A 21556-nucleotide genomic window follows, 5' to 3' on the forward strand; every position below is an offset into this window, starting at 1 on the left:
GGGGATTTTGGATAAGAATATGAAAATTCTTGTGGTTGATGATTTCTCAACCATGAGACGCATTATAAAAAACCTGTTAAGAGATCTTGGTTTTACCAATGTCTCCGAGGCTGATGATGGCAGCACTGCATTACCTATGCTGCAAAACGGTGATTTTGATTTTGTAGTCACTGACTGGAACATGCCTGGTATGCAAGGTATCGATTTGTTACGTGCAATTCGAGCTGACGCTAAACTGAAGCATATTCCTGTGTTGATGGTTACTGCGGAAGCTAAAAAGGAACAAATCATTGCTGCTGCACAGGCAGGCGTGAATGGATATATCGTTAAACCTTTTACTGCTGCAACCTTACAGGAAAAACTGGCTAAAGTATTCGAACGCCTGGGTTAAACCGTAACTGACAAAGGAGTACACCATGTCTGTAGCTACGGCACCCTTGATTTCTTTAGAGCAGGCCCGTGAATTAGTTCAGTTGCTGGAGTTTGGCGAAACCCAAGCCGCAAATGAACTGGTGCAACAGCTGGCTGTACCGGGCTCCTCTGAGTTGTTTGCCGAGGTTGGAAAACTAACCCGGCAACTGCACGACTCTTTGAAAAGCTTCCAAATAGACCCATCCCTAAGTTCTTTGCTGGAAGATGACATTCCGGATGCGAAGAAACGCTTGAATCATGTCATCGATATGACTGAACAAGCCGCCAATAAAACTATGGATGCAGTCGAAAACTGTCTCCCTATCGCTGATGAACTCAATACGCACCTACACTCTATCTTGCCTAAATGGCAGAAACTGATGAGTCGCGACTTAAAAGTCGGAGAGTTCAAAGCTTTATGTCACAATCTCGATGGCTTTTTGCATCAGGCGACCGGAAACTCTGCTACCTTACATGCATTGCTGACCGAAGTACTGATGGCGCAGGATTATCAGGATTTAACAGGGCAGATTTTGCGGCGGGTCATTGAATTGGTCCGGGAAGTGGAAGACAGCTTAATTGGTTTATTAACGGCTTTTGGCCAGACTAATTTAAGTATGGAAGAGCGTCCGGCTGCCGTATCGAAAAAACCAAAAGCAGGTCACGAAGCTGAAGGCCCTATTATTGACGCAGCAGAGCGTGATGACGTGGTGTCCGGTCAGGATGATGTGGACGATTTATTATCAAGTTTAGGTTTCTAAAAGGGGAGCTGTAGCATGGGCTTTGATTTAGATGAGGATATTTTACAGGATTTCCTAGTCGAAGCCGGCGAGATCCTTGAACTACTGCAAGAGCAGTTGGTTGAGTTGGAAAATAATCCGGATGACGCAAATTTATTAAATGCCATTTTCCGAGGTTTCCATACCGTCAAAGGTGGCGCTGGATTTTTATCGCTGACTGAGTTAGTGGACGCCTGCCATGGCGCCGAGAACGTGTTTGATATTCTGCGCACAGGCAAACGCCGTGTCACGCCAGAATTGATGGATGTTATTTTACAAGCCCTGGATGCGGTGAATGCGATGTTTGCCGACGTGCAAAACCGTGAACCTCTGACTCCGGCCGACCCTGCCATCATTGACGCCTTGCATCGCCTGAGCATGCCTGAATCAGAAGATGAACAGCACGCACATCATGCTGCGCCTGCAGAACCTGAACCCGAACCTGAAATTAGTATGGAAGAATTTGATGCCGTGGTCGAGTTTGCCACTGCACCTGCTGTCGAAAGCTCTTCTTCTATTGATAAAATCAGTGACGACGAATTTGAGTCTTTGCTGGATGAATTGCATGGAAGTGGTGCGCCTGGTCGTGATACGTCTGCCAATCTGCCACCTCCAGCGACCAAAGAAACCGCCAGCGAAGATATTACTGACGATGAATTTGAGGCTATTTTAGACCAGCTGCATGGCCAGGGTTCTTTTATCCCTGGTGAAGTTGCTGTCTCTGCTCCTGCCGAAAAAACACCGGCTAAAACAGAAGATAAAACAAAAGAAAAAGCAAAGGCCTCTTCAGACGACATCTCTGATGATGAGTTTGAATCTCTGCTGGATGAATTACATGGTAAAGGCAAAGCACCTGTTGCTGTTGTGCCTGCTACCACTGCGGTGGCAAAAGCTGCTGAACCAGTGAAAGCAGCTGCGCCTGCGCCTGCAGCTGCTGTAGCTAAAGCGGCTCCTGTTGCCGCTGCGCCAAAAGATCCGGATGCTGATCCTAAAGCGGCAGCTAACCAACCAGAAACTACAGTTCGGGTTGACACCAAGCGCCTGGACCAGATCATGAACATGGTCGGTGAATTAGTACTGGTACGTAATCGTCTGGTTAGCCTGTCTGGTTCTGCGCAAAATGAAGAAATGAGCAAAGCCATTGCTAACCTGGACGTAGTCACCGCCGATTTACAGGGCGCTGTGATGAAAACCCGGATGCAACCAATCAAGAAAGTGTTTGGCCGTTTCCCTCGCGTTGTTCGCGACTTAGCCCGTTCACTGCAAAAGGATATTAACCTTGAGCTGGAAGGGGAAGAGACAGATTTAGATAAAAACCTGGTGGAGGCTCTGGCCGATCCATTGGTCCACTTAGTGCGTAACTCGGTAGACCACGGTATTGAAATGCCGGATGTGCGGGTCAAAGCTGGTAAACCTCGTACGGGTTTGGTCAGATTAGCTGCTTCTCAAGCCGGTGACCATATTTTGCTAACCATTCAGGATGATGGTGCAGGTATGGACCCGGAGAAACTGAAATCTATCGCTATTAAGCGGGGAGTGCTGGATCCGGATGCCGCAGCGCGAATGTCAGATACTGAAGCCTTTAACCTGATTTTTGCCCCAGGATTCTCCACTAAAGAGCAGATTTCTGATATCTCAGGCCGTGGTGTGGGTATGGACGTGGTGAAAACCAAAATTACTCAACTCAACGGTACAGTGCATATCAACTCAAAACTGGGTCAGGGCACCTTATTAGAAATCAAGGTTCCGCTGACTTTGGCGATATTGCCAACCTTAATGGTGATTGTGGGCGAGCAGACCTTTGCTCTGCCACTGGCGACGGTCAACGAAATTTTCCATTTAGATTTAGCCAAAACCAACAATGTGGATGGTCAGTTGACTATCGTTGTACGCAACAAAGCTATTCCGCTGTTTTATCTTGAGCACTGGCTGGTAAAAGGTTCGAACAAGAAGATAAAACGCGAACAAGGCCATGTGGTCATAGTGCAACTGGGAACTCAACAAATCGGTTTTGTGGTGGATTCTTTGATTGGTCAGGAAGAGGTGGTGATCAAGCCGCTGGATGCTTTATTACAGGGCACACCAGGTATGGCAGGAGCTACCATTACATCAGACGGCGGTATAGCACTGATCCTGGATGTGCCTAACCTGCTGAAGCATTATGCCAAACGTTCCAAAATTAAATTTGATCGCTTTGACAAATTCTCAGCTTAAGAGAGTGCACTATGACCATCAGGGTATTAGTTGTTGATGACTCCAGTTTTTTCCGTCGCCGTCTGACGGAAATTCTGAGTCAGGATGCCGAGTTAGAGGTCATTGCCACCGCCAATAATGGTAAAGAGGCGGTGGAAAAAGCTTTAGCCTTACGTCCTGACGTTATTACGATGGACATCGAAATGCCGGTTATGGATGGCATTTCGGCTGTGCGCGAAATCCTTAAGGTGCAGCGCACACCTATTCTGATGTTTTCATCTTTAACTCATGAAGGTGCAAAAGCGACCTTAGATGCGCTGGAAGCAGGCGCCATCGATTTCCTGCCGAAAAAATTTGAAGATATTGCCCGTGATAAAGCCGAAGCCGCTGATGTGCTGCGTCAGCGTGTTAAGACAGTAGCCAGACGCCGGGTGATTAGCAGACCTTCCAGTACCATAAGCTCAGCTAGTTCAACTTTAGCTTCCCGAACTGCGCCACTATCGGGCTCAAATGCTACGACAGCAACGCCCAGAGCACCTTTGGCGCAAAGTCTGGCTGCCAGAGCTTTGGCTGAGCGTGCTGAATTGCAAAGCCGTGCGGCAGAACGTTCTGAGCCGCACCGCAGTGGCAGCTTTGACTCCAGTGGTAAAACGTACAAACTCGTTGCCATTGGTACTTCGACCGGCGGACCAGTGGCTTTGCAGCAGATTATCACTGCGTTACCAGCTAATTTTCCATTGCCCATAGTGCTTATTCAGCATATGCCGGCGGCTTTTACCGGTGCTTTTGCCAGCAGGTTAAATGGCTTAGCGAAAATTGAAGTGAAAGAAGCGGCAGATAATGATGTGTTGCGCCCTGGCGTGGCTTATCTAGCTCCCGGCGGTAAACAAATGCTGCTGGATGGCAATGAAAACCAAGCCAGATTGCGCGTTCGTGAAGATGATTCGCCCCGTATTACGTTCAAACCCAGTGTAGATATCACCTTTGGCACTGCAGCAAAGATCTTTAATGACAAAGTGCTGGCTATAGTGCTGACGGGCATGGGATCGGATGGCAGAGAAGGTTGCCGTTTACTAAAACAATCTGGCTCCCGTATCTGGTCTCAGGACGAAGCCAGTTGTGTAGTTTATGGCATGCCTCAGGCGGTAACAGCTGCGGGATTGACCGATGTTGAAGTGGCGTTATCCGATGTAGCAGCCCGCATAGTGGCGGAAGTAGGGCATGGATAAGCTTACCTTCGCTGGCATTATAATTGCGCTGGCGGCTATAGTTGGCGGGTTTAGCCAGGAAGGTGGTGACGTTTTTACTTTGTTGCACTGGCCTGCTTTTTGTATCGTTTTTGGCGGTACTTTAGGTGCTGTGCTTATTCAGAGTCCTGTCAGGCAATTCCGATTAAGCATGAGTTTGCTTCCCTGGGTGATCGCACCTCCTAAGCTGGACTTTGACTCTACGATTGAGCGCATGACTCAATGGGGCCACTCAGCGCGTTTGCAAGGCTTTTTGTCCTTAGAGACCGATGCGCTGAATGAAGAAGAACCTTTATTAAAAAGGGGATTGAATTTATTAGTGGATGGTACCGAAGTCAAAGTGCTGCAGGATATTCTGGATACTGAACTACATCTTGAAAAAGAGCGGCTGTTGCGTGCCGCCAGGGTGTTTGAAGCTATGGGAGGCTATAGTCCGACTATAGGTATAGTAGGCGCAGTATTGGGGTTAATTCTGGCGTTATCTAATATTTCTAATCCGGATGAGTTAGGACAAGGTATAGCCACAGCTTTTGTTGCTACTATTTACGGCGTGGGTTTAGCTAATTTTTTGTTTATCCCTGTGTTTAACAAGATCAAACTACTCGTAGAAGAACGGGCTCTGTTTCATTCGATGGTGATCGAAGGTTTATGCTCTATAGCGCTTGGAGAAAACCCTCGTAGTGTGGAAATGAAACTTCAGGCTTACAGAGCAACGTAAATGTATAGACCACGCCGTTCTGTCGCTGTAGAAGCGGACAAATCAGATACAGAGCGTTGGTTGGTGTCCTACGCCGATTATATGACCTTGTTGTTTGCACTTTTTTTGTTGTTGTATTCAATGGCTACTATGGAAAAAGAGCAGTTCAAAAAATTGCAGGACACTATTTCCAAGGTTTTTATTGAAGCAACAGATAAACAGGAGACGGGTATTCAGGGTCAATCTGTGCAGCCTGATATTCATCCTCAAAGTGATTTTGAACTGTATGGTTCAGGTTTGGAAGACGCGACAGGTCCGACGCTGCTAGCTGACAATGCTAAACTGGAACATATCGACAGAACAAGACGTGGCAGTCCTTTAGCTGCCATGCAAAAAGACATTAACAGAGCATTACGCAGCCTTGTTGAGTCAGACTTAGCCAAGGTGACGTTAGATGAAGACTGGCTGACCATTGAACTCAGTAGTGGTTTGTTGTTCAGCAGTGGTAGCGCTAATTCCACCAGTTCTGCTTCTGCCGTGATGACTGAACTGACTGCTATCTTAAAGCAAACCAATAACTACATGCGTGTGCGGGGTTATACGGACTCAGTGCCTATCCGCACTGAACAATTCCCGTCCAACTGGGAGTTATCCGTGGCAAGAGCGGCGTCTATAGTCCGGTTACTGGAAGAGCTGGGTATAGCCCCAGAGCGCATGGCCATTGAAGGCTATGGGCAATATGCTCCTTTTGCTGAGAACACGACAGCTCAGGGACGTAGCCAAAACCGCAAAGTGGTGATTGCTTTATCAAAATATGCCTATGAGCCTGTTGTGGCGCAAATACCACAACCAGCAGAAGCACAAAGTGCGCAAGAACAAGCCGCTGAAGAAGCAGCAGAACAAGAACAGAACAAAATACGGGTGATCCGCTTACCTCATGGCGGTATAAGGATCACAACCAGACCGCCTGAACCAGGCGAAGAAGAACCAGCTAGTCAATAGGAACAGTAAATTGGTTGTTTGGACTATCGCAAATCAAAAAGGTGGAGTTGGAAAAACTACCACTACAGTCACCTTAGGCGCTCTGCTTGCACAGCGCGGGCATCGTGTTTTACTGATCGATACTGACCCTCATGGCTCCTTAACCTATTACTTTGGTATTGATGCCGAAGAGCTGGAAGTCAGCGTCTACGATATTTTTATTCGTGGCAAAGATATTACCAGAGAAGAAATCCTGCAGTCGATGTGTCCAAGTGGTATGCCGAATCTGGATATTCTGCCGACTTCTATGGCCTTGGCTACTCTAGACCGTTCTCATGGTCAGCAAGGTGGTATGGGTCTTATTCTGAAAAAGGCGTTGCAAAAAATAGAAAATGATTACGACTATGTGCTGATTGACTGTCCTCCTGTGATCGGTGTGCTGATGGTCAACGCTATGGCTGCTTGTGATCGTATTTTAATACCGGTGCAAACTGAATTTTTGGCTTTAAAAGGCCTGGACCGGATGATCGCAACTATGCAACTGATGCACAGTTCATCACCACAGGATTATGCTTTTACTATAATCCCAACCATGTATGACAAGAGAACTAAAGCTTCGCTGGATGCTTACAAGGCGTTAAAAGCTCAGTATCAGGACAGGGTCTGGTCTGCTGTTATCCCTATCGACACTAAATTTCGTGATGCTAGCTTAGCGCAGACCCCTCCTCCTGTATTTGTGCCAAAATCACGGGGTGTATTTGCTTACAATACGTTGCTAACCTATTTATTGCAGTTAGCTCCGGAGAATTAAGATGAGCGATTTACAAGCCAGCCAAAAAGTGATGAAGCACTATCTAAGTGCTTTATTGACGGATGACGTGGTAGATACGCCTATTCAGGAAGCGAAAAAACAGCAACTGAATGAGTTATTGGCTCCTGTTTCTGCTCCGGTGAAAGCACCTGCAGTGACAAAACCAGCAGTTGTTGCGCCTGTTACTGCGCCAGTTGTAAAAGCACCTGTTGCTGCTCCGGTCACTCCTGTGGTTGAACAAACGAAAGTGGCCGCAGTTGCGCCGGCAGTACAAGTGGCTGCACCAGTGGTAAAAGATTACAGAAAAGGCCGTTTTCAGGCGCTGTTTTTTACCGTTGCGGGTTTAAAAGTTGCTCTGCCTTTGAAGGCATTAGGCGGTATTCATAAAATGATGCCTGTGAAGTCTTTGCCAGGACAGCCAGAGTGGCTCCAGGGGGTCATGTTATATCGCGAGCAAAAAATTAATGTGGTTGATACGGCGCGTTGGGTGATGCCAGAAAAATATGATCAGGGACTGGCAGAAAAGCTAAACTATCAATATGTTATTATGCTTGGTAATAGTCATTGGGGTTTAGCCTGTGATACGTTGGTTAACACTATCGCGTTGGAGCAAGACGACGTAAAGTGGCGTGAGACAGAAGGTAAAAGGCCATGGCTTGCCGGTTTAATTAAAGAACATATGTGTGCTTTGCTGGACGTTGATGCTCTGATTGCATTACTGGCGAAGGGAATGAATAGTCAAAATTGATTGATAATACAAGAATTTAACTTCTGGGTAGGAGCTCGGCATGAGTAATTTAACAGCGCAATCCGCTAAAACTAAAGAAGTCACAGATTTAGTGCTGCAATGGGTGACCTTTAAACTGCAAGAAGAAACCTACGGCATTAATGTGATGCAGGTGCAGGAAGTACTACGTTATACCGACATAGCTCCAGTCCCTGGTGCACCGGATTACGTGATGGGTATTATCAATTTACGTGGCAACGTAGTCACTGTGATTGACACTCGTGCTCGTTTTGGTTTACCTCCTTCAGAAGTGACGGACAACAGCCGTATTGTGATTATCGAGTCAGAGCGTCAGGTCATTGGTATTATGGTCGACAGCGTGGCTGAAGTGGTTTATCTGAAACAATCTGAAATTGATACAGCACCAAACGTAGGAACAGACGAAAGTGCTAAGTTTATTCAGGGCGTGTCGAATCGTGATGGCGAGTTACTGATCCTGGTGGATCTGAATAAGTTACTGTCCGATGACGAGTGGGAAGAGATCCGTAGTATTTAATGGCTAATTTTCTGACTGACTTTTCATGGCTATGGCTGCTGGGTATTGCAGCCATTTTGTTGCTGTCTGTTGTGATGGCTATTGTTGCGTCACGCCAAACAAAAAAGCTGTTGGTCATTATCAATGAAAATGCTGCAGCCAGTTGGCAGCAACAACAAAACCTTGAGCAATTACAACAACAACTCGAACAACAAAGGCAACAGTTGAAACGTTCCTATCAGGATATCGAGGAGCTACGCTCCACAGTGATTGGAGTAGGGCAACGGGTATTGAGCTTAGAAAGTCATTTAGGGCAGGGTATGCAACAGGTGGCTGAGCTTGCCGAGCAACAAAAATCATTGCATTTGTTCGATCCGGAATCAAAAATTTACAGCAGAGCTATGAAAATGGTTCAGATGGGGGCAACTCTGGATGAAATCATGCTCGAATGTGAACTCCCTCAGGCGGAAGCCGAACTACTTTTCAATCTGCATAAACAATCTCAATAAGTGAATTGTTATAGCCATTGGCGACTTGTGAATAGCCTTATTTATTTTTGATTACATTTGATTACACTTTTGTTGCGCAGTGCTGTGGTAAGAGCAAATGCGCTGACTTTTCTGGCGAAATAGCCATTGTTGTCTAGACTCTCGTGGGAATTACCCGCAAGGAGTCACCATGAAAAACAAGATCTTATATAACTTATCGCTCAGCATTATTGCCTGTGCGGTTTTAGCAGGATGTGGATCAGACGATAAAGACGAAGTACCAACAGTATCGGTTGCTTCTGCCGTTTCATTAAAAGAAAGCCGAACTACCACCATAGCTGCGACAGCAGACGATGATGACGATACCATTACATACAGTTGGACCCAGGTGTCTGGTCCAACCCTGACTCTCACCAATACAACGACTGCGACTGTAGGTGTCACTGCTCCGGCTGTCAGTACTGACGCTGCTGCCGTATTGCGTATTACAGTGACGGATAAAGGCAACCAAACTGCAAGCGCAGACGTTACTGTTAATATAGCCAATAATCAGTTCCCCACAGTTACCGCTGCCTTTGGTTCTGCAGCCGAAAAATCAAGCGTTAGCCTAGCCGCGACGGCCGCAGATGCGGATGGCTTAGTTACAACTTACAATTGGGTACAAACCTCAGGTGATCCTGTTACTTTAGCCGGTGCAGAGACAGCGACTCTGAGTTTTACTGCACCGAGCGTCACTGAAGATACGCCATTGGGTTTTAGTCTTACCGTCACTGATGATGACGAGGAAGCTACCTTGGTTGAAGGTGTGGTCACTATTACACCTGTAAAGACAAGCTTTACTGTAACTGGAACTGTATCTGAAGCCGCTTTTGCAAATGCGACAATAAGAGGTACCTTAGCCGGTCAGACATTTACTGCGACCGCTGATGCTACAGGTACTTTTAGTTTGCCTATGCAAGCGGATGATGACGAAACCAATCTTTTTGCCGATATCAGAGCAAGCTCTGTCACCACGACAGGACTGCAGTATTATAAGTTTGTGCCAAGCCTGACTGCTGACGCCACCCAGCTGTCGCTGGTTCTCTAACAACAAGACTCTCTTCTGCAGTCGCCGCGCTGTTTGATGTGAGACCCATGGCCGAAGGAGATAGTCCCAATACAGTCTCCATTAACGCCGTGTCCACTGCTTTGTATTCGTTAATTGTTGCAGCCAATGGCGGAACGGCTCCGACCAATCTGGATAGTTTCACCTTAGTGGAGAAGTCTGTCAGTCCGGATGAGCTGATTGAAGCGGCTGCTGTGGTCAAACTGATCACTCAAGGTGGTGTTTTTGCATTGCCTGAAGGCGTCACTAATGTTCTTGAATTACTGACAAATACTCAGGCCTATAACGACTATGTTGCAGCTGCCGAGGCACAAAATCCAAATATCATTACGGATACCATTGATGAGATCATCGCTGACCCCGAACTGACACCACCTGTAGATGCGACTAGCCTGGCCAGTGCGTACTTTGAGATTTATCCTGCGGCTACAGGTTTCTTATCTCGTGGTGGCAATAAGTTTAACTTTAACAGTGATGGTACAGGCTCAGAAGTATTCAATTCAGGTATTCATCAGTTCGAATGGACTCTGACCGAAGGTAAAGTTGATATCACCTATTCTGGCGAAACCAGCACTACCTATTTCCCGAGTGTTGCAGTGGGATTATTTGGTTTAACTCAGGAGCAGGTTAATCAACTTTACGACGCGCGTTATTTCCAGGTAGAAGCAAAACAAACACCATTAAGTGCCAGTTTAACCCGAATTATTCAGGGCGAAAAAACTGATACCTATCGCGTGGTCGAAACAGGAACTAGAGCTATGGTTCCTGTTACTCTGCCCGGTGGTGTGGTGATAGCCCCAGACCCCGTCAGCTATGAATCTACCGAGGATCAATTGCTGCGTAATGCCGACAAACTGGGTGATGTGAAATTTGTTGCTGAAGATTTGGATGGCGAATGGTTATTTGAACATTATTACTACGCAGGTGAAGAAGGCTTTGGCTACTCCGATATGTTCGCTGATATTTTTGATATTAATCCTGATGGAACAGGTGTCGCGCTTGAAAATGACAAGCCCTTCACCTGGGAGTTAGATGACAAAGGTTTATTTGTAGTGACCTTCGAAGACGGCTCTTATTCAGAAATTATGAAGTTAGATCAATTGGGAACTGATGTTCAGGTCTTTAGTGCGTCCTACGATGCCGAAGGAACCTTAATAGCCGCTGACGCTGATTATGCTCTGAAATTGGATGGCAGCGATTTCAGTACCTACGATCAAAGTAACCCCGAAGATATGTATTGGCAAACCACTATTAATCAGTGGATTAAAAGTGCATGGGATGAGGATACTTTGCTTTGGGATGACGGCTTTGCGTACTTTGGCTGGCAGTTCCTGGAAGACGGTTCGGGCTATCAAATGGGATCTTCTATGACATCGCCACCAGATTTTGAACCTGTGTTTAATACATCTTTAAGCTGGGACGAAGAGGTTATTTCTGAGGATGAATCTATCATGTCCATCAATCGCAGAATGTGTCCTGATGACCAAACGCAAGTTTGTACTCAGCGTCAATGGCGTTTACTTAAATCAACTGATGGTATCTTAGGCTCTCGCATTTATGTGTTTGAAGTGCAGGATCAAAGATTCGACAGTACGTCGCCCTGGTATATCACCACTGGTATTGGTCCTCGTCTGAACATCTATGAAGAGATTACCTTTGATTATTGGAACGATACTGCCATTGCTGAAGAGGTTGCAGTAAGCGGCCTTGCTAAAGGTATTAGTTTTACTTCCAGCAAAAAGTCGATTGCACGTACTGTGCTTGAACCTAATCAAAAGCCCCAATTGGGTTTATAAATAACCTGGTAGTATCTAAAATGGGGGGCGTATCACATTATAAAGTGTTAACAATGTGATATGCCTCCATTTTTGTTATGGACAAGCAGATAAGGATAATTTTGTGCAGTATCCAAGGCTAATCCACCATGGCGCCGTAGACGGAGTAACAGGCTCTTGCCATCAGTATTTTGTCAATGAGCAGCAAAGTGTTCTGATTGACTGCGGTTTGTTTCAGGGGGTAGAGCAGGGTAGGGGCAAAGCCGGTGCTGATTCAGCCCATATCGATTTCGCGCTGGATGGTATTCAGGCGCTTTTATTAACTCATGTCCATATCGATCACGCCGGCCGTATTCCTTATTTAATAGCTGCAGGTTTTAAAGGGCCAATCTATTGCAGCAAGGCGTCTGCCTTGTTATTGCCTCTGGTGTTAGAAGATGCTTTGAAAATGGGGATCACGCGCGATGAAAAACTGATCGCTGGTTTTATTCAAGCGGTATCACGTCAACTACAGCCATGCGACTACGGACAGTGGTATCCACTAGAAGGATGTGCAGACACTAGCTATATTCGCTTTCAAAATGCAGGCCATATTCTGGGGTCTGCTTATATCGAAATTCGCCATCACTACCCGATGAACAAAGAGCTTTATTACAAAGCCGTATTTTCTGGTGATCTAGGTGCTCGTGACACTCCATTGTTACCCGATCCAACCCCATTAGAAGAGGCTAACTTGCTGGTACTTGAAAGTACCTATGGCGATAAAAACCATGAAGATCGAAAAAGCCGACAACAGCGTTTACAGCACGTACTGGAAAAAGCGCTGAAAGATAATGGGACTGTACTGATCCCGGCTTTTAGCATAGGCCGCACTCAGGAGCTGTTGTATGAATTGGAGGATATTGTTCATCGAATGCAGGGGCAGGCTATCCACAAAGGTTTGAGATGGGAGCAATTAGATATTATTGTCGACTCGCCGCTTGCAGCTAATTTCACAGCAGTTTATCAGGAGTTAAAACAGTACTGGGATGATGAGGCGAAACAGAAGTTAAAAAGTGGCCGCCATCCTCTGCAATTTGAGCAACTATTGACGGTTAAAAGTCATGCCGATCACCAAAAAGTAGTACAGCACCTGGCTGAGACCGGCAGGCCAGCGATAGTCATAGCCGCGAGTGGTATGTGTGCAGGAGGGCGGGTGGTGAACTATCTGAAAGCTTTGTTAAGTTCCGCCCGTCATCAAATCTTATTTATTGGCTATCAGGCCCGGGGCACTCCGGGCGCAGCTATACTGCAGCAGGGAAGCACAGGTGGCTATGTAGAGCTGGATGGGCAAGACTATTCGATTAACGCAGAAGTGATACAACTAAGTGGTTATTCTGCTCATGCCGATCAGCAGGACTTATTGCATTTTGTCGAACAGATGCGAAGCCCTCCAGAGCAAATCCGTTTGGTGCACGGAGATATGGACGCCAAACTGGAGCTGAAAAGAAAACTTGAATCTAAGGGCCATAAGGTCGTCATCGGATAAAAGTGGATTTTTAAGTTCCGGTTCAGCTAGCGCACTTTACTCTGCCGCCATTACGGAAATTCTGATACCATTTCATTAGTTTCATTTCAATGGAAGTCCCTATGATCAAAGTATTAAGTGTGTTTGGCACCAGACCTGAAGCCATTAAAATGGCTCCTCTTGTGAATTTGTTAAAAGAAACAACAGGCATTGAAAGCAAAGTCTGCGTGACAGGCCAACACAGAGAAATGCTGGATCAGGTGCTGAAGCTGTTTAACATAGTTCCGGACTATGACCTGGCCATTATGAAAGCGGGGCAGGATTTATATGATGTCACCACCAGCATACTACTGAATATCAAGCCAGTTTTGCGCGATTTTAAACCTGACATAGTGTTAGTGCATGGCGACACCAGTACCACTTTTGCTGCAGCTTTAGCTTGTTATTATGAAAAAACTGCAGTGGGTCATGTGGAAGCTGGGCTTCGTACCGGTAATATTTACAGCCCATGGCCGGAAGAAGCAAACCGTAAGCTCACAGGAGCTTTAACCAAGCTGCACTTTGCACCCACTGAGACTTCACAACAGAATTTACTCAAAGAAAATGTCGACCCTGCTGGCATTGTAGTGACAGGTAATACAGTGATTGATGCTTTGCATCAGGTAGTCGCAAAAATTGATGCGGATACCAATTTAACCAAAAACTTTGAGCAACAATTCCCTTATGGTCTAAACGGCCGTCGTCTAGTGTTGGTTACAGGCCATAGACGCGAAAGTTTTGGCGGTGGTTTTGAACAAATTTGTGCAGGCTTAAAGCAAATTGCCCAGCAGTTCCCGGATACAGACGTTGTGTACCCAGTGCACTTAAACCCGAACGTACGTGAGCCCGTATTTCGTTTATTAAGTGACACCTCCAACGTGCACCTGATAGAACCTCAGGATTATCTGCCTTTTGTTTACCTGATGAGCCGAAGCACTCTAGTGCTCACTGACTCAGGTGGTATTCAGGAAGAAGCGCCATCGTTAGGCAAACCCGTATTGGTGATGCGCGACACCACTGAGCGTCCGGAAGCTGTAGCCGCAGGTACGGTCAAACTAGTGGGAACGGATGCGCAAGTGATAGTGCGGGAAGTCAGCCGTCTATTAACAGACAAAGCGTATTATGAACAAATGAGTTATGCCCATAACCCTTATGGGGACGGCAAAGCGTGCGCCCGAATTATTGAGGCAATTAAGGCCAGTTTTTAAACCTTTGCTTTTGCGCTGACCGGCAGCGAAATGTGATTAAATGTTTCGCTGCTGTTACTGTAAAGACACAAATTTCTATTAGACAAAAACGGTGTAATTCGCTAAAGTCGCCGCCGGTTTGGTTTAGGTAAAGAACCGTAAAGGACCTTTAGCATCAGGATGTGCAGAAATCCTCTCTGAGTTACTTCTGACATACAGCTGGTTTAACACAAAAAATCGTTTAAAAAGAAGAACATCCGACTTCACTTTTTAGCTGGGCCATAAAAACAGCGAAAACTGATAATCAGCCTCTGCTGATTCTCCGTGTGGTCGGCTTTGTCTGAACCGACTTTCTGCTTGGAAAAACGAGTAAAGCAGGTAAACTACGTAGGTTCTTTTTTGTTGGATCTAACAAATACACTATCTGGAGTTGTAGCGTGCTAAAACTGTTTAAAACTTGTGTGCTGGTGGCTTTATTTGCTGCATTGCCCGTGTCAGCTGTGACACCTTCTCCTGCAATGTTGGCACAGTTTCAAAACTTATCCCCTGCAGAGCAGCAGCGTTTAGCTAAACAGTATGGTATCGATTTACCAGCGGGTAGCATGGGGGCATCAGCACAACAAGCTCAGCCTCAGGTGCTAGTACCTCAACAGCAAAGTCCAATTATCGAAACTATTGATCCTCAATTTGGACAATATCCAAAAGAGTTAACTGAAGAAGAAAAAGCCAATCAGCGCTTCGGCATGACTATGTTTAACTCGCAAATCAGCACTTTTGCGCCGGTAGACAATGCGCCAGTACCGGAAAATTACCGTTTAGGCCCTGACGATATTCTGCTCCTGCAATTATTTGGCAAGCAAAATAGCAGCGAAGAACTTATCGTTGGCCGTGACGGCTCTGTTAATCTGCCAGAAATAGGCCCCGTCAATGTTAGCGGCTTGTCAGTGTCTCAGGCATCAGATGTGATTGCCAATAAAGTGCGCGAAGCCATGATTGGGGTTGATGCTGCTATCACTATGGGTAAATTGCGCACCATCAATATTTTTGTAGCGGGCGAAGCAAAAACGCCAGGCATGTTTGCCGTGTCAGCTTTAACTACAGTAACCCAGTCTTTGTATTTAGCTGGTGGCGTTTCTGACATTGGTAGCTTACGCGATATACAGGTAAAACGTGGGGGAGCCACAGTAGGGCGTTTTGACTTATATGACTTATTGCTACGTGGCGACAGTTCAGGCGATATCCAGCTGCAACATGGTGACGTTGTATTTGTAGCACCGATGAAAGCCACTGTTCAGGTGACGGGCGAAATTAAACGCGCTGCTATATACGAAGTAAAATCTGGCGAAACTATTGATGCTTTGCTCAGTATGGCTGGTGGTACCAAAGCGGGCGCTTACCCGCAATCGGTAGTTTTGGAACGCTATAACAGCAATAACTTACGTGATTTATTGAACTTAGATTTAACCAACGCAGTAAACCGTCAAATGGCACTACGTGATGGTGACTTATTGCGTATCGCTGAAACCTCCCCCCGTATAGAAAATGTTGTGACTGTCGCGGGTGCCGTAGTTCGCCCTGGTTTTTATGCCTGGCAACAAGGTATCCGCATTAGCGATCTAATCAAGTCGTTCTGGTCTGATTTACATATGACGGCCGACTTAGATTACGCCTTAGTAGTGCGCGAAATTAACAACGCCGGTGATGTAAAAGTTTTGCAGTTTAGCTTGGCAGATGCCATTAATCAGCCCTCAGGCGAGGCTAACCTTAGTTTAAAACCTCGTGATTTAGTGATGGTGTTCCACCACGCTGATCAGCATATACAGCGTGACAAACTGAACGAGTATTTGCGTAAGCAAATCACGGACAGATACAAGTTAATGCCAGATATGCGTTGGACTGCATCTGAAGATTTAACAGCTAAAGCTTTCAAAGACATGTTAGATGCAGACAAAAAGCGTCAGGATGAACTTACAGGCCAGCGTCAGGCAACCAGCATAGGCGATCAGCAATTAGTACAGCCTGCCAAAGATTTGTCCTCCACTACTTTAACTGCTAGTGGAAGAGAGGGGGGGAACCAAACCCAGGCAGGAAATGTAGCTTTGCAAGCTACCGGCCAGACAATGAACGCCGTTGAAGATCTGGGTAAAGATGCTTTGCCTGCCATCATGCAAGACATTATGGCCCGTGTATTTCGTGATAAAGAAATATTGGCTTTATCTGCCAGCTTTAGCCGTACAGAGTTACTGCATCCTCTGTTGAAAAAATTAAAAGCCCAAGTGCGCCGTGGTGCAGACCCTATGATTGCGTCTGTATCAGGTGAAGTAAAAGTACCTGGAGATTACCCTCGTGCGGAAAATGCAGATGTGGCGTCTTTAATAGCTGCGGCAGGTGGTTTAACCCAATCAGCTTATTTAAACCGTGCAGAACTGACCAGAGCAGTGTTAGCTTCAGATAAAAATGGTATTGAAGCGCAAAACATTGCTGTGAATTTGTCACAAGTGTTTGCGGGAGAAACCAGCCTTGCCTTACAAGACCGTGACCGCTTAAACGTATTTCCTGTGCCTGATTGGAACATTGAGCGCACTATCGAGCTGCGCGGCGAAGTGCGTTTCCCTGGTCGCTACACTATCCAACGTGGAGAAATGTTATCCAGTGTCATTCAGCGTGCCGGTGGCTTAAATCGTAATGCCTTTATGCAAGGTGCCATCTACACCCGCGAAGACATTAAAGAACGCGAACGTATCCAAATTAAGAAACTGGCAGACCAGTTAAGAGCAGATATTGCGACCAAAAGCTTATCTCAGGTTGAAGGTGCAACACCTGCTCAGGACGCTTTGTTGATGATTGACCAGTTGGAAAAGCAACAACCAGTAGGCCGCTTAGTTTTAGATTTGCCCTCTATCCTTGCCGGTATGCCTGACTACGATGTGCAGGTACAGGACGGTGATTTATTTTATGTGCCACGCAATGACAATACTATTTCCATAGTAGGCGAAGTTCAGCACGCCAGTAGCCACAGATATCAAAAAGACTTGTCTTTTGAAGAGTATCTGAAACTAGCCGGAGGCACTCGTAAGCGTGCTGACGAAGAACGTATTTATGTTATTAAAGCAGATGGCTCAGTGATGTTGCCAGAAAGTAACGGCTGGTTCGCTGTAGCGCAAACTGGTTTAGAGCCGGGCGATACTATTGTTGTTCCTGTGGATACAGAGTACAGAGATAGCTTGTCCTTGTGGACACAGATCACGCAGATTTTCTATCAGTCTGGTGTTGCTTTGGCAGCTTTAAATAGTTTCTGATGATAGGCAAACGGAATAAAATAATGACAAATGAAGTACTACATACATCAGACGAAGTTAATCTACGTGAACTTTTCGCAGCTATTTGGCAAGGAAAATGGTTAGTCATCATCATCACCACGTTGTTTGTTGCTCTATCTGTGATATACGCTTTAAGTATGCCAAATATTTATAAAAGTGAGGTTTTGCTGGCTCCCGTCTCTGAAGAGTCGGGCTTAAAAGTTCCCGGTCAATTAGGCGGTTTAGCTGCATTAGCTGGTGTTAACATCGGTAGTAAAAGCGGAGATAAAACAAGTCTCGCCTTGGAGATCATTAAGTCACGAGATTTTTTAGGACGTTTTATAGAACAGAATAACTTATTAGTCCCTGTAATGGCTGCTAAAGGGTGGAGCCAGTCAGATGATAGTTTAATTATTGATCCTGAAATTTATGATGTTGTTGGTGAGCAATGGGTGCGTGTAGCGCAACCGCCATATAAAGCGAAGCCAAGCTTGCTAGAAGCACACGAGAAATTTTTAGAGTTACTGACAATAGCAAAAGATAAAGAAAGTGGGATGGTAAAAATATCTATTGAGTATGTCTCTCCTTACTCTGCACAGCAATGGGTAAGTTCACTGGTTAAAGCAATTAATAATGAAATGCGACAGCGTGAACTTACTGAAGCACAAAATAGTATTTCATACTTGAGCAAGCAGCTAGAAGTAACCAATATTGCAGATGTTCGTGCCATGCTGTTCTCATTGATCGAAGAACAAACTAAAACAGTTATGTTGGCTAATGTGCGTCAGGAATATGTATTTAAAACAGTTGATCCAGCTGTGGTAGCAGAGAAAAAATCAAAACCTGCCAGAGCATTAATGGTCATATTGTCGGCAATGTTAGGAGCAATATTGTCTGTCTTAATCGTATTAGTACGCTATTTCAGCAATAAAATTTAGGTAGTGAATATGAAGATATTAGTAACAGGTGGTGCAGGCTTTATTGGTTCTGCTGTTGTACGTCACATCATAAATAGTACAACTGATACTGTTGTCAATGTTGATAAACTTACCTACGCGGGTAACCTTGCTTCTATTAGTTCAATAGCAGATAGCGACCGCTATACCTTTGAGCAAGTAGACATCTGTAATGCAGTAGCAATACAAGCTCTATTTAAAAAACATCAACCCGACATGGTTATGCATCTAGCTGCAGAGAGTCATGTTGACAGATCAATCGATGGCCCAGCAGCATTTATTGAAACCAATATTGTAGGAACATACAGCTTGTTAGAGGCTGCGCGTAACTATTGGAGAGACTTACCTGAAGAACGTAAAGCTGGTTTTCGTTTTCATCATATTTCTACTGACGAAGTCTATGGTGATTTGCACGGCACAGATGATTTATTCACTGAAACCACGCCTTACGCACCGAGCAGCCCTTACTCTGCAAGCAAGGCTAGTTCTGATCATCTAGTACGTGCATGGCACCGTACCTACGGTTTGCCAGTGATTGTTACAAACTGTTCTAATAACTATGGGCCTTATCACTTTCCTGAGAAGCTTATCCCTTTGATGATTTTAAATGCTTTATCTGGTAAACCCCTGCCTGTTTATGGCAAAGGCAATCAGATAAGAGACTGGCTATTCGTAGAAGATCATGCTCGCGCGCTATATAAAGTGGTTACTGAAGGTATGGTGGGTGAAACATACAATATCGGTGGTCATAACGAAAAGCAGAATATAGAGGTAGTGCACACTTTGTGTAATCTATTAGAAGAGTTGGCGCCAAATAAACCTGCGGGTGTTCAGCGTTATGAAGATTTGGTCACTTATGTAAAAGATCGCCCTGGCCATGATTTACGTTATGCTATTGATGCAAGTAAAATTGAGCGTGAACTCGGTTGGAAGCCTGAAGAAACTTTTGAAAGCGGTTTACGTAAAACAGTAATTTGGTATTTAAATAATAAACAATGGTGGCAAGCGGTGCTTGACGGCAGCTATAAAATGGAACGTTTAGGGCAAGGAGCATAAAATTGGCAGCTTACAAAGGTATCGTTTTAGCGGGCGGCTCAGGTACACGTTTATATCCTATTACCCGTGGGGTTTCCAAGCAATTATTGCCTATTTATGACAAGCCCATGGTTTATTATCCAATAGCGACTTTAATGCTGGCTGGTATTAAAGATATCTTGATCATTTCAACTCCAGACGACATTGAAGGTTTCAAGCGACTCTTGGGTGACGGAAGTGGATTTGGTGTAAATTTCAGTTATGCGGAGCAACCAAGTCCTGATGGCTTAGCTCAGGCCTTTATTATCGGCGAAGAATTTATTGGTAGCGATAACGTTTGTCTGGTTTTAGGTGACAATATTTACTACGGTCAGTCTTTCTCAAAGACACTTAAGAATGCAGTTTCGCGAGAATCCGGTGCTACCGTTTTTGGTTATATGGTCAAAGATCCTGAACGCTTTGGGGTGGTTGAGTTTGATAAAGAAATGAAAGCAGTTTCTATCGAAGAGAAGCCTACTAAACCAAAATCGAACTATGCAGTAACTGGGCTATATTTTTATGACAACGCTGTTGTCGAACTTGCGAAGCAGGTCAAACCTTCGGCCAGGGGAGAGTTGGAAATAACAACTCTTAATCAAATGTATTTGGATGCAGGCAAGCTGAATGTAGAAATTCTAGGTCGCGGTTTTGCATGGCTTGATACAGGAACACATGAAAGCCTTCATGAGGCATCGTCTTTTGTACAGACTATAGAACATGTGCAAGGACTAAAAATTGCTTGTTTGGAGGAGATAGCCTGGCGAAACGGCTGGTTAACCACAGAACAAGTGCTTGAGCTTGCAAAGCCTATGCTGAAAAATGAATATGGCCAATACTTAAAGCGCTTAGTGTCATGAAATTAGATGCTCATTTAAAAATAGCTATAACAGGCGCCAACGGTCAGCTTGGATACCAGCTGGTAAAAAACTGACTGACAAGGTTACGTTAAAAGCTTTTGACAGAACGTCTTTAGATATAGCTAATCATGCTGACGTGGAAAATAATTTGTTAGCTTTCGCGCCAGACATCATTATCAATGCTGCTGCCTATACCGCCGTTGATAAAGCTGAGCAAGATCAGGAGAGTGCTAACGCTATTAACCACTTGGGAGCTGAGTATTTGGCTCGCATTGCGCAAAAGCTCAATGCTGTATTTATTCATGTATCTACAGATTATGTCTTTGATGGTAATAGTGCCGTTCCTTATGTCGAGACCGATAAGCCTAATCCACAAAGTGTTTACGGTAAAACCAAACTCGATGGAGAGAGTGCCATAGCACAACATTGCACTAAACATATTATTTTGCGTACTGCCTGGGTGTTTGCTGAACATGGTAATAACTTTGTAAAAACTATGTTGCGTCTGGCGTTGAGCCGACCTGAGTTAGGTGTCGTAGCGGATCAAATTGGTGGACCAACTTATGCTGGGGATATAGCTGATGCGATTCTTAATATAATTTCGCAGTTAAATTCACAGAATGAAGACCGTTGGGGTGTTTATCATTTTAGCGGTGAGCCCTATGTGAGTTGGCACAGCTTTGCCGAATGTATATTTGAAGAAGCCTTTAATCAAAGTCTTTTAATGACGCAACCGATTCTTAATGCCATAACTACTGAGCAATATCCAACGCCCGCTAAGCGGCCAGCATACTCAATGTTAGATTGCCAAAAAATTCATGTAGCGTTTAATATAGAACCTTCAAACTGGCGTGCAGCTTTGAATAATTTAACTTTATACAAGTGATT

General features: G+C 45.2%; 19 protein-coding genes. All 19 read left to right on the forward strand.

Features of this window, described 5'->3' with window-relative positions; all coding sequences use genetic code 11:
• The first annotated feature begins 19 nt into the window (after positions 1-19).
• The 19 genes from cheY (at position 20) to rfbD (ending at position 21554) form a co-directional block, all read left to right on the forward strand.
• Positions 20-391, forward strand: a complete 372-nt coding sequence (gene cheY / locus WH43_RS10435) for a chemotaxis response regulator CheY (protein WP_008898490.1) — start codon at positions 20-22, stop codon at positions 389-391.
• A gap of 25 nt (positions 392-416) precedes the next feature.
• Positions 417-1172: a protein phosphatase CheZ gene (locus WH43_RS10440; protein WP_053424543.1), complete on the forward strand. Its 756-nt coding sequence runs from the start codon at positions 417-419 to the stop codon at positions 1170-1172.
• A gap of 15 nt (positions 1173-1187) precedes the next feature.
• Positions 1188-3404 (forward strand): chemotaxis protein CheA, encoded by a 2217-nt coding sequence (locus WH43_RS10445; RefSeq protein ID WP_053424544.1) that lies wholly within the window; start codon positions 1188-1190, stop codon positions 3402-3404.
• 11 nt (positions 3405-3415) lie between these two features.
• On the forward strand, positions 3416-4612 hold the full coding sequence (locus WH43_RS10450) for a protein-glutamate methylesterase/protein-glutamine glutaminase (RefSeq protein WP_053424545.1): 1197 nt from the start codon (positions 3416-3418) through the stop codon (positions 4610-4612).
• Positions 4605-5348, forward strand: a complete 744-nt coding sequence (locus WH43_RS10455; protein WP_053424546.1) for a flagellar motor protein — start codon at positions 4605-4607, stop codon at positions 5346-5348. The genes WH43_RS10450 and WH43_RS10455 overlap by 8 nt, the downstream gene beginning before the upstream one ends.
• On the forward strand, positions 5349-6329 hold the full coding sequence (locus tag WH43_RS10460) for a flagellar motor protein MotB (protein ID WP_053424547.1): 981 nt from the start codon (positions 5349-5351) through the stop codon (positions 6327-6329).
• A gap of 10 nt (positions 6330-6339) precedes the next feature.
• Entirely contained in the window at positions 6340-7119 is a 780-nt protein-coding gene (locus tag WH43_RS10465; protein WP_053424548.1) for a ParA family protein, read from the forward strand.
• 1 nt (position 7120) lies between these two features.
• Complete coding sequence (locus tag WH43_RS10470) at positions 7121-7867, forward strand: chemotaxis protein CheW (RefSeq protein WP_053424549.1); 747 nt, start codon at positions 7121-7123, stop codon at positions 7865-7867.
• A 40-nt stretch (positions 7868-7907) separates the two neighbouring features.
• Complete coding sequence (locus tag WH43_RS10475) at positions 7908-8402, forward strand: chemotaxis protein CheW (protein WP_053424550.1); 495 nt, start codon at positions 7908-7910, stop codon at positions 8400-8402.
• Positions 8402-8890: a DUF2802 domain-containing protein gene (locus WH43_RS10480; protein ID WP_053424551.1), complete on the forward strand. Its 489-nt coding sequence runs from the start codon at positions 8402-8404 to the stop codon at positions 8888-8890. Before WH43_RS10475 ends, WH43_RS10480 begins: the two co-directional genes overlap by 1 nt.
• A 169-nt stretch (positions 8891-9059) precedes the next feature.
• Positions 9060-9956 carry a PKD domain-containing protein gene (locus WH43_RS20665; RefSeq protein ID WP_286049658.1) on the forward strand — a complete coding sequence of 299 codons (897 nt, stop codon included), beginning with the start codon at positions 9060-9062 and terminating at the stop codon, positions 9954-9956.
• Positions 9957-10003: 47 nt separating this feature from the next.
• The gene (locus tag WH43_RS10485; protein WP_286049659.1) at positions 10004-11770 is read left to right on the forward strand and encodes a hypothetical protein; all 1767 of its coding nucleotides are present in this window, start codon (positions 10004-10006) and stop codon (positions 11768-11770) included.
• 103 nt (positions 11771-11873) lie between these two features.
• A complete protein-coding gene (locus WH43_RS10490; RefSeq protein WP_152342825.1) occupies positions 11874-13277 on the forward strand; it encodes an MBL fold metallo-hydrolase RNA specificity domain-containing protein in 1404 nt (467 codons plus the stop codon).
• Positions 13278-13378: 101 nt separating this feature from the next.
• Positions 13379-14503 (forward strand): non-hydrolyzing UDP-N-acetylglucosamine 2-epimerase, encoded by a 1125-nt coding sequence (gene wecB, locus WH43_RS10495; protein WP_053424552.1) that lies wholly within the window; start codon positions 13379-13381, stop codon positions 14501-14503.
• Positions 14504-14919: 416 nt separating this feature from the next.
• Positions 14920-17781: an SLBB domain-containing protein gene (locus WH43_RS10500; RefSeq protein WP_053424553.1), complete on the forward strand. Its 2862-nt coding sequence runs from the start codon at positions 14920-14922 to the stop codon at positions 17779-17781.
• A 23-nt stretch (positions 17782-17804) separates the two neighbouring features.
• Entirely contained in the window at positions 17805-18719 is a 915-nt protein-coding gene (locus WH43_RS10505; RefSeq protein WP_082335743.1) for a Wzz/FepE/Etk N-terminal domain-containing protein, read from the forward strand.
• A 9-nt stretch (positions 18720-18728) separates the two neighbouring features.
• Positions 18729-19793, forward strand: coding sequence for a dTDP-glucose 4,6-dehydratase (gene rfbB, locus WH43_RS10510; protein ID WP_053424555.1), 1065 nt, complete (start codon positions 18729-18731; stop codon positions 19791-19793).
• 2 nt (positions 19794-19795) lie between these two features.
• The gene (rfbA, locus tag WH43_RS10515) at positions 19796-20668 is read left to right on the forward strand and encodes a glucose-1-phosphate thymidylyltransferase RfbA (RefSeq protein WP_053424556.1); all 873 of its coding nucleotides are present in this window, start codon (positions 19796-19798) and stop codon (positions 20666-20668) included.
• Between the two features lie 136 nt (positions 20669-20804).
• The gene (rfbD, locus tag WH43_RS10520) at positions 20805-21554 is read left to right on the forward strand and encodes a dTDP-4-dehydrorhamnose reductase (RefSeq protein ID WP_286049661.1); all 750 of its coding nucleotides are present in this window, start codon (positions 20805-20807) and stop codon (positions 21552-21554) included.
• Positions 21555-21556: the final 2 nt, after the last annotated feature.

The organism is Rheinheimera sp. KL1 (assembly GCF_001275035.1).
Taxonomy (GTDB): domain Bacteria; phylum Pseudomonadota; class Gammaproteobacteria; order Enterobacterales; family Alteromonadaceae; genus Pararheinheimera; species Pararheinheimera tangshanensis.

What these genes read in the sequence shown, in the direction of transcription:
- rfbB (WP_053424555.1), top strand. Translation starts at nt 18,729, where the DNA reads ATGAAGATATTAGTAACAGGTGGTGCAGGCTTTATTGGTTCTGCTGTT.
- WH43_RS20665 (WP_286049658.1), top strand. Translation starts at nt 9,060, where the DNA reads ATGAAAAACAAGATCTTATATAACTTATCGCTCAGCATTATTGCCTGT.
- cheY (WP_008898490.1), top strand. Translation starts at nt 20, where the DNA reads ATGAAAATTCTTGTGGTTGATGATTTCTCAACCATGAGACGCATTATA.
- WH43_RS10480 (WP_053424551.1), top strand. Translation starts at nt 8,402, where the DNA reads ATGGCTAATTTTCTGACTGACTTTTCATGGCTATGGCTGCTGGGTATT.
- WH43_RS10470 (WP_053424549.1), top strand. Translation starts at nt 7,121, where the DNA reads ATGAGCGATTTACAAGCCAGCCAAAAAGTGATGAAGCACTATCTAAGT.
- WH43_RS10485 (WP_286049659.1), top strand. Translation starts at nt 10,004, where the DNA reads ATGGCCGAAGGAGATAGTCCCAATACAGTCTCCATTAACGCCGTGTCC.
- WH43_RS10440 (WP_053424543.1), top strand. Translation starts at nt 417, where the DNA reads ATGTCTGTAGCTACGGCACCCTTGATTTCTTTAGAGCAGGCCCGTGAA.
- WH43_RS10455 (WP_053424546.1), top strand. Translation starts at nt 4,605, where the DNA reads ATGGATAAGCTTACCTTCGCTGGCATTATAATTGCGCTGGCGGCTATA.
- WH43_RS10460 (WP_053424547.1), top strand. Translation starts at nt 5,349, where the DNA reads ATGTATAGACCACGCCGTTCTGTCGCTGTAGAAGCGGACAAATCAGAT.
- WH43_RS10450 (WP_053424545.1), top strand. Translation starts at nt 3,416, where the DNA reads ATGACCATCAGGGTATTAGTTGTTGATGACTCCAGTTTTTTCCGTCGC.
- WH43_RS10445 (WP_053424544.1), top strand. Translation starts at nt 1,188, where the DNA reads ATGGGCTTTGATTTAGATGAGGATATTTTACAGGATTTCCTAGTCGAA.
- wecB (WP_053424552.1), top strand. Translation starts at nt 13,379, where the DNA reads ATGATCAAAGTATTAAGTGTGTTTGGCACCAGACCTGAAGCCATTAAA.
- WH43_RS10475 (WP_053424550.1), top strand. Translation starts at nt 7,908, where the DNA reads ATGAGTAATTTAACAGCGCAATCCGCTAAAACTAAAGAAGTCACAGAT.
- WH43_RS10505 (WP_082335743.1), top strand. Translation starts at nt 17,805, where the DNA reads ATGACAAATGAAGTACTACATACATCAGACGAAGTTAATCTACGTGAA.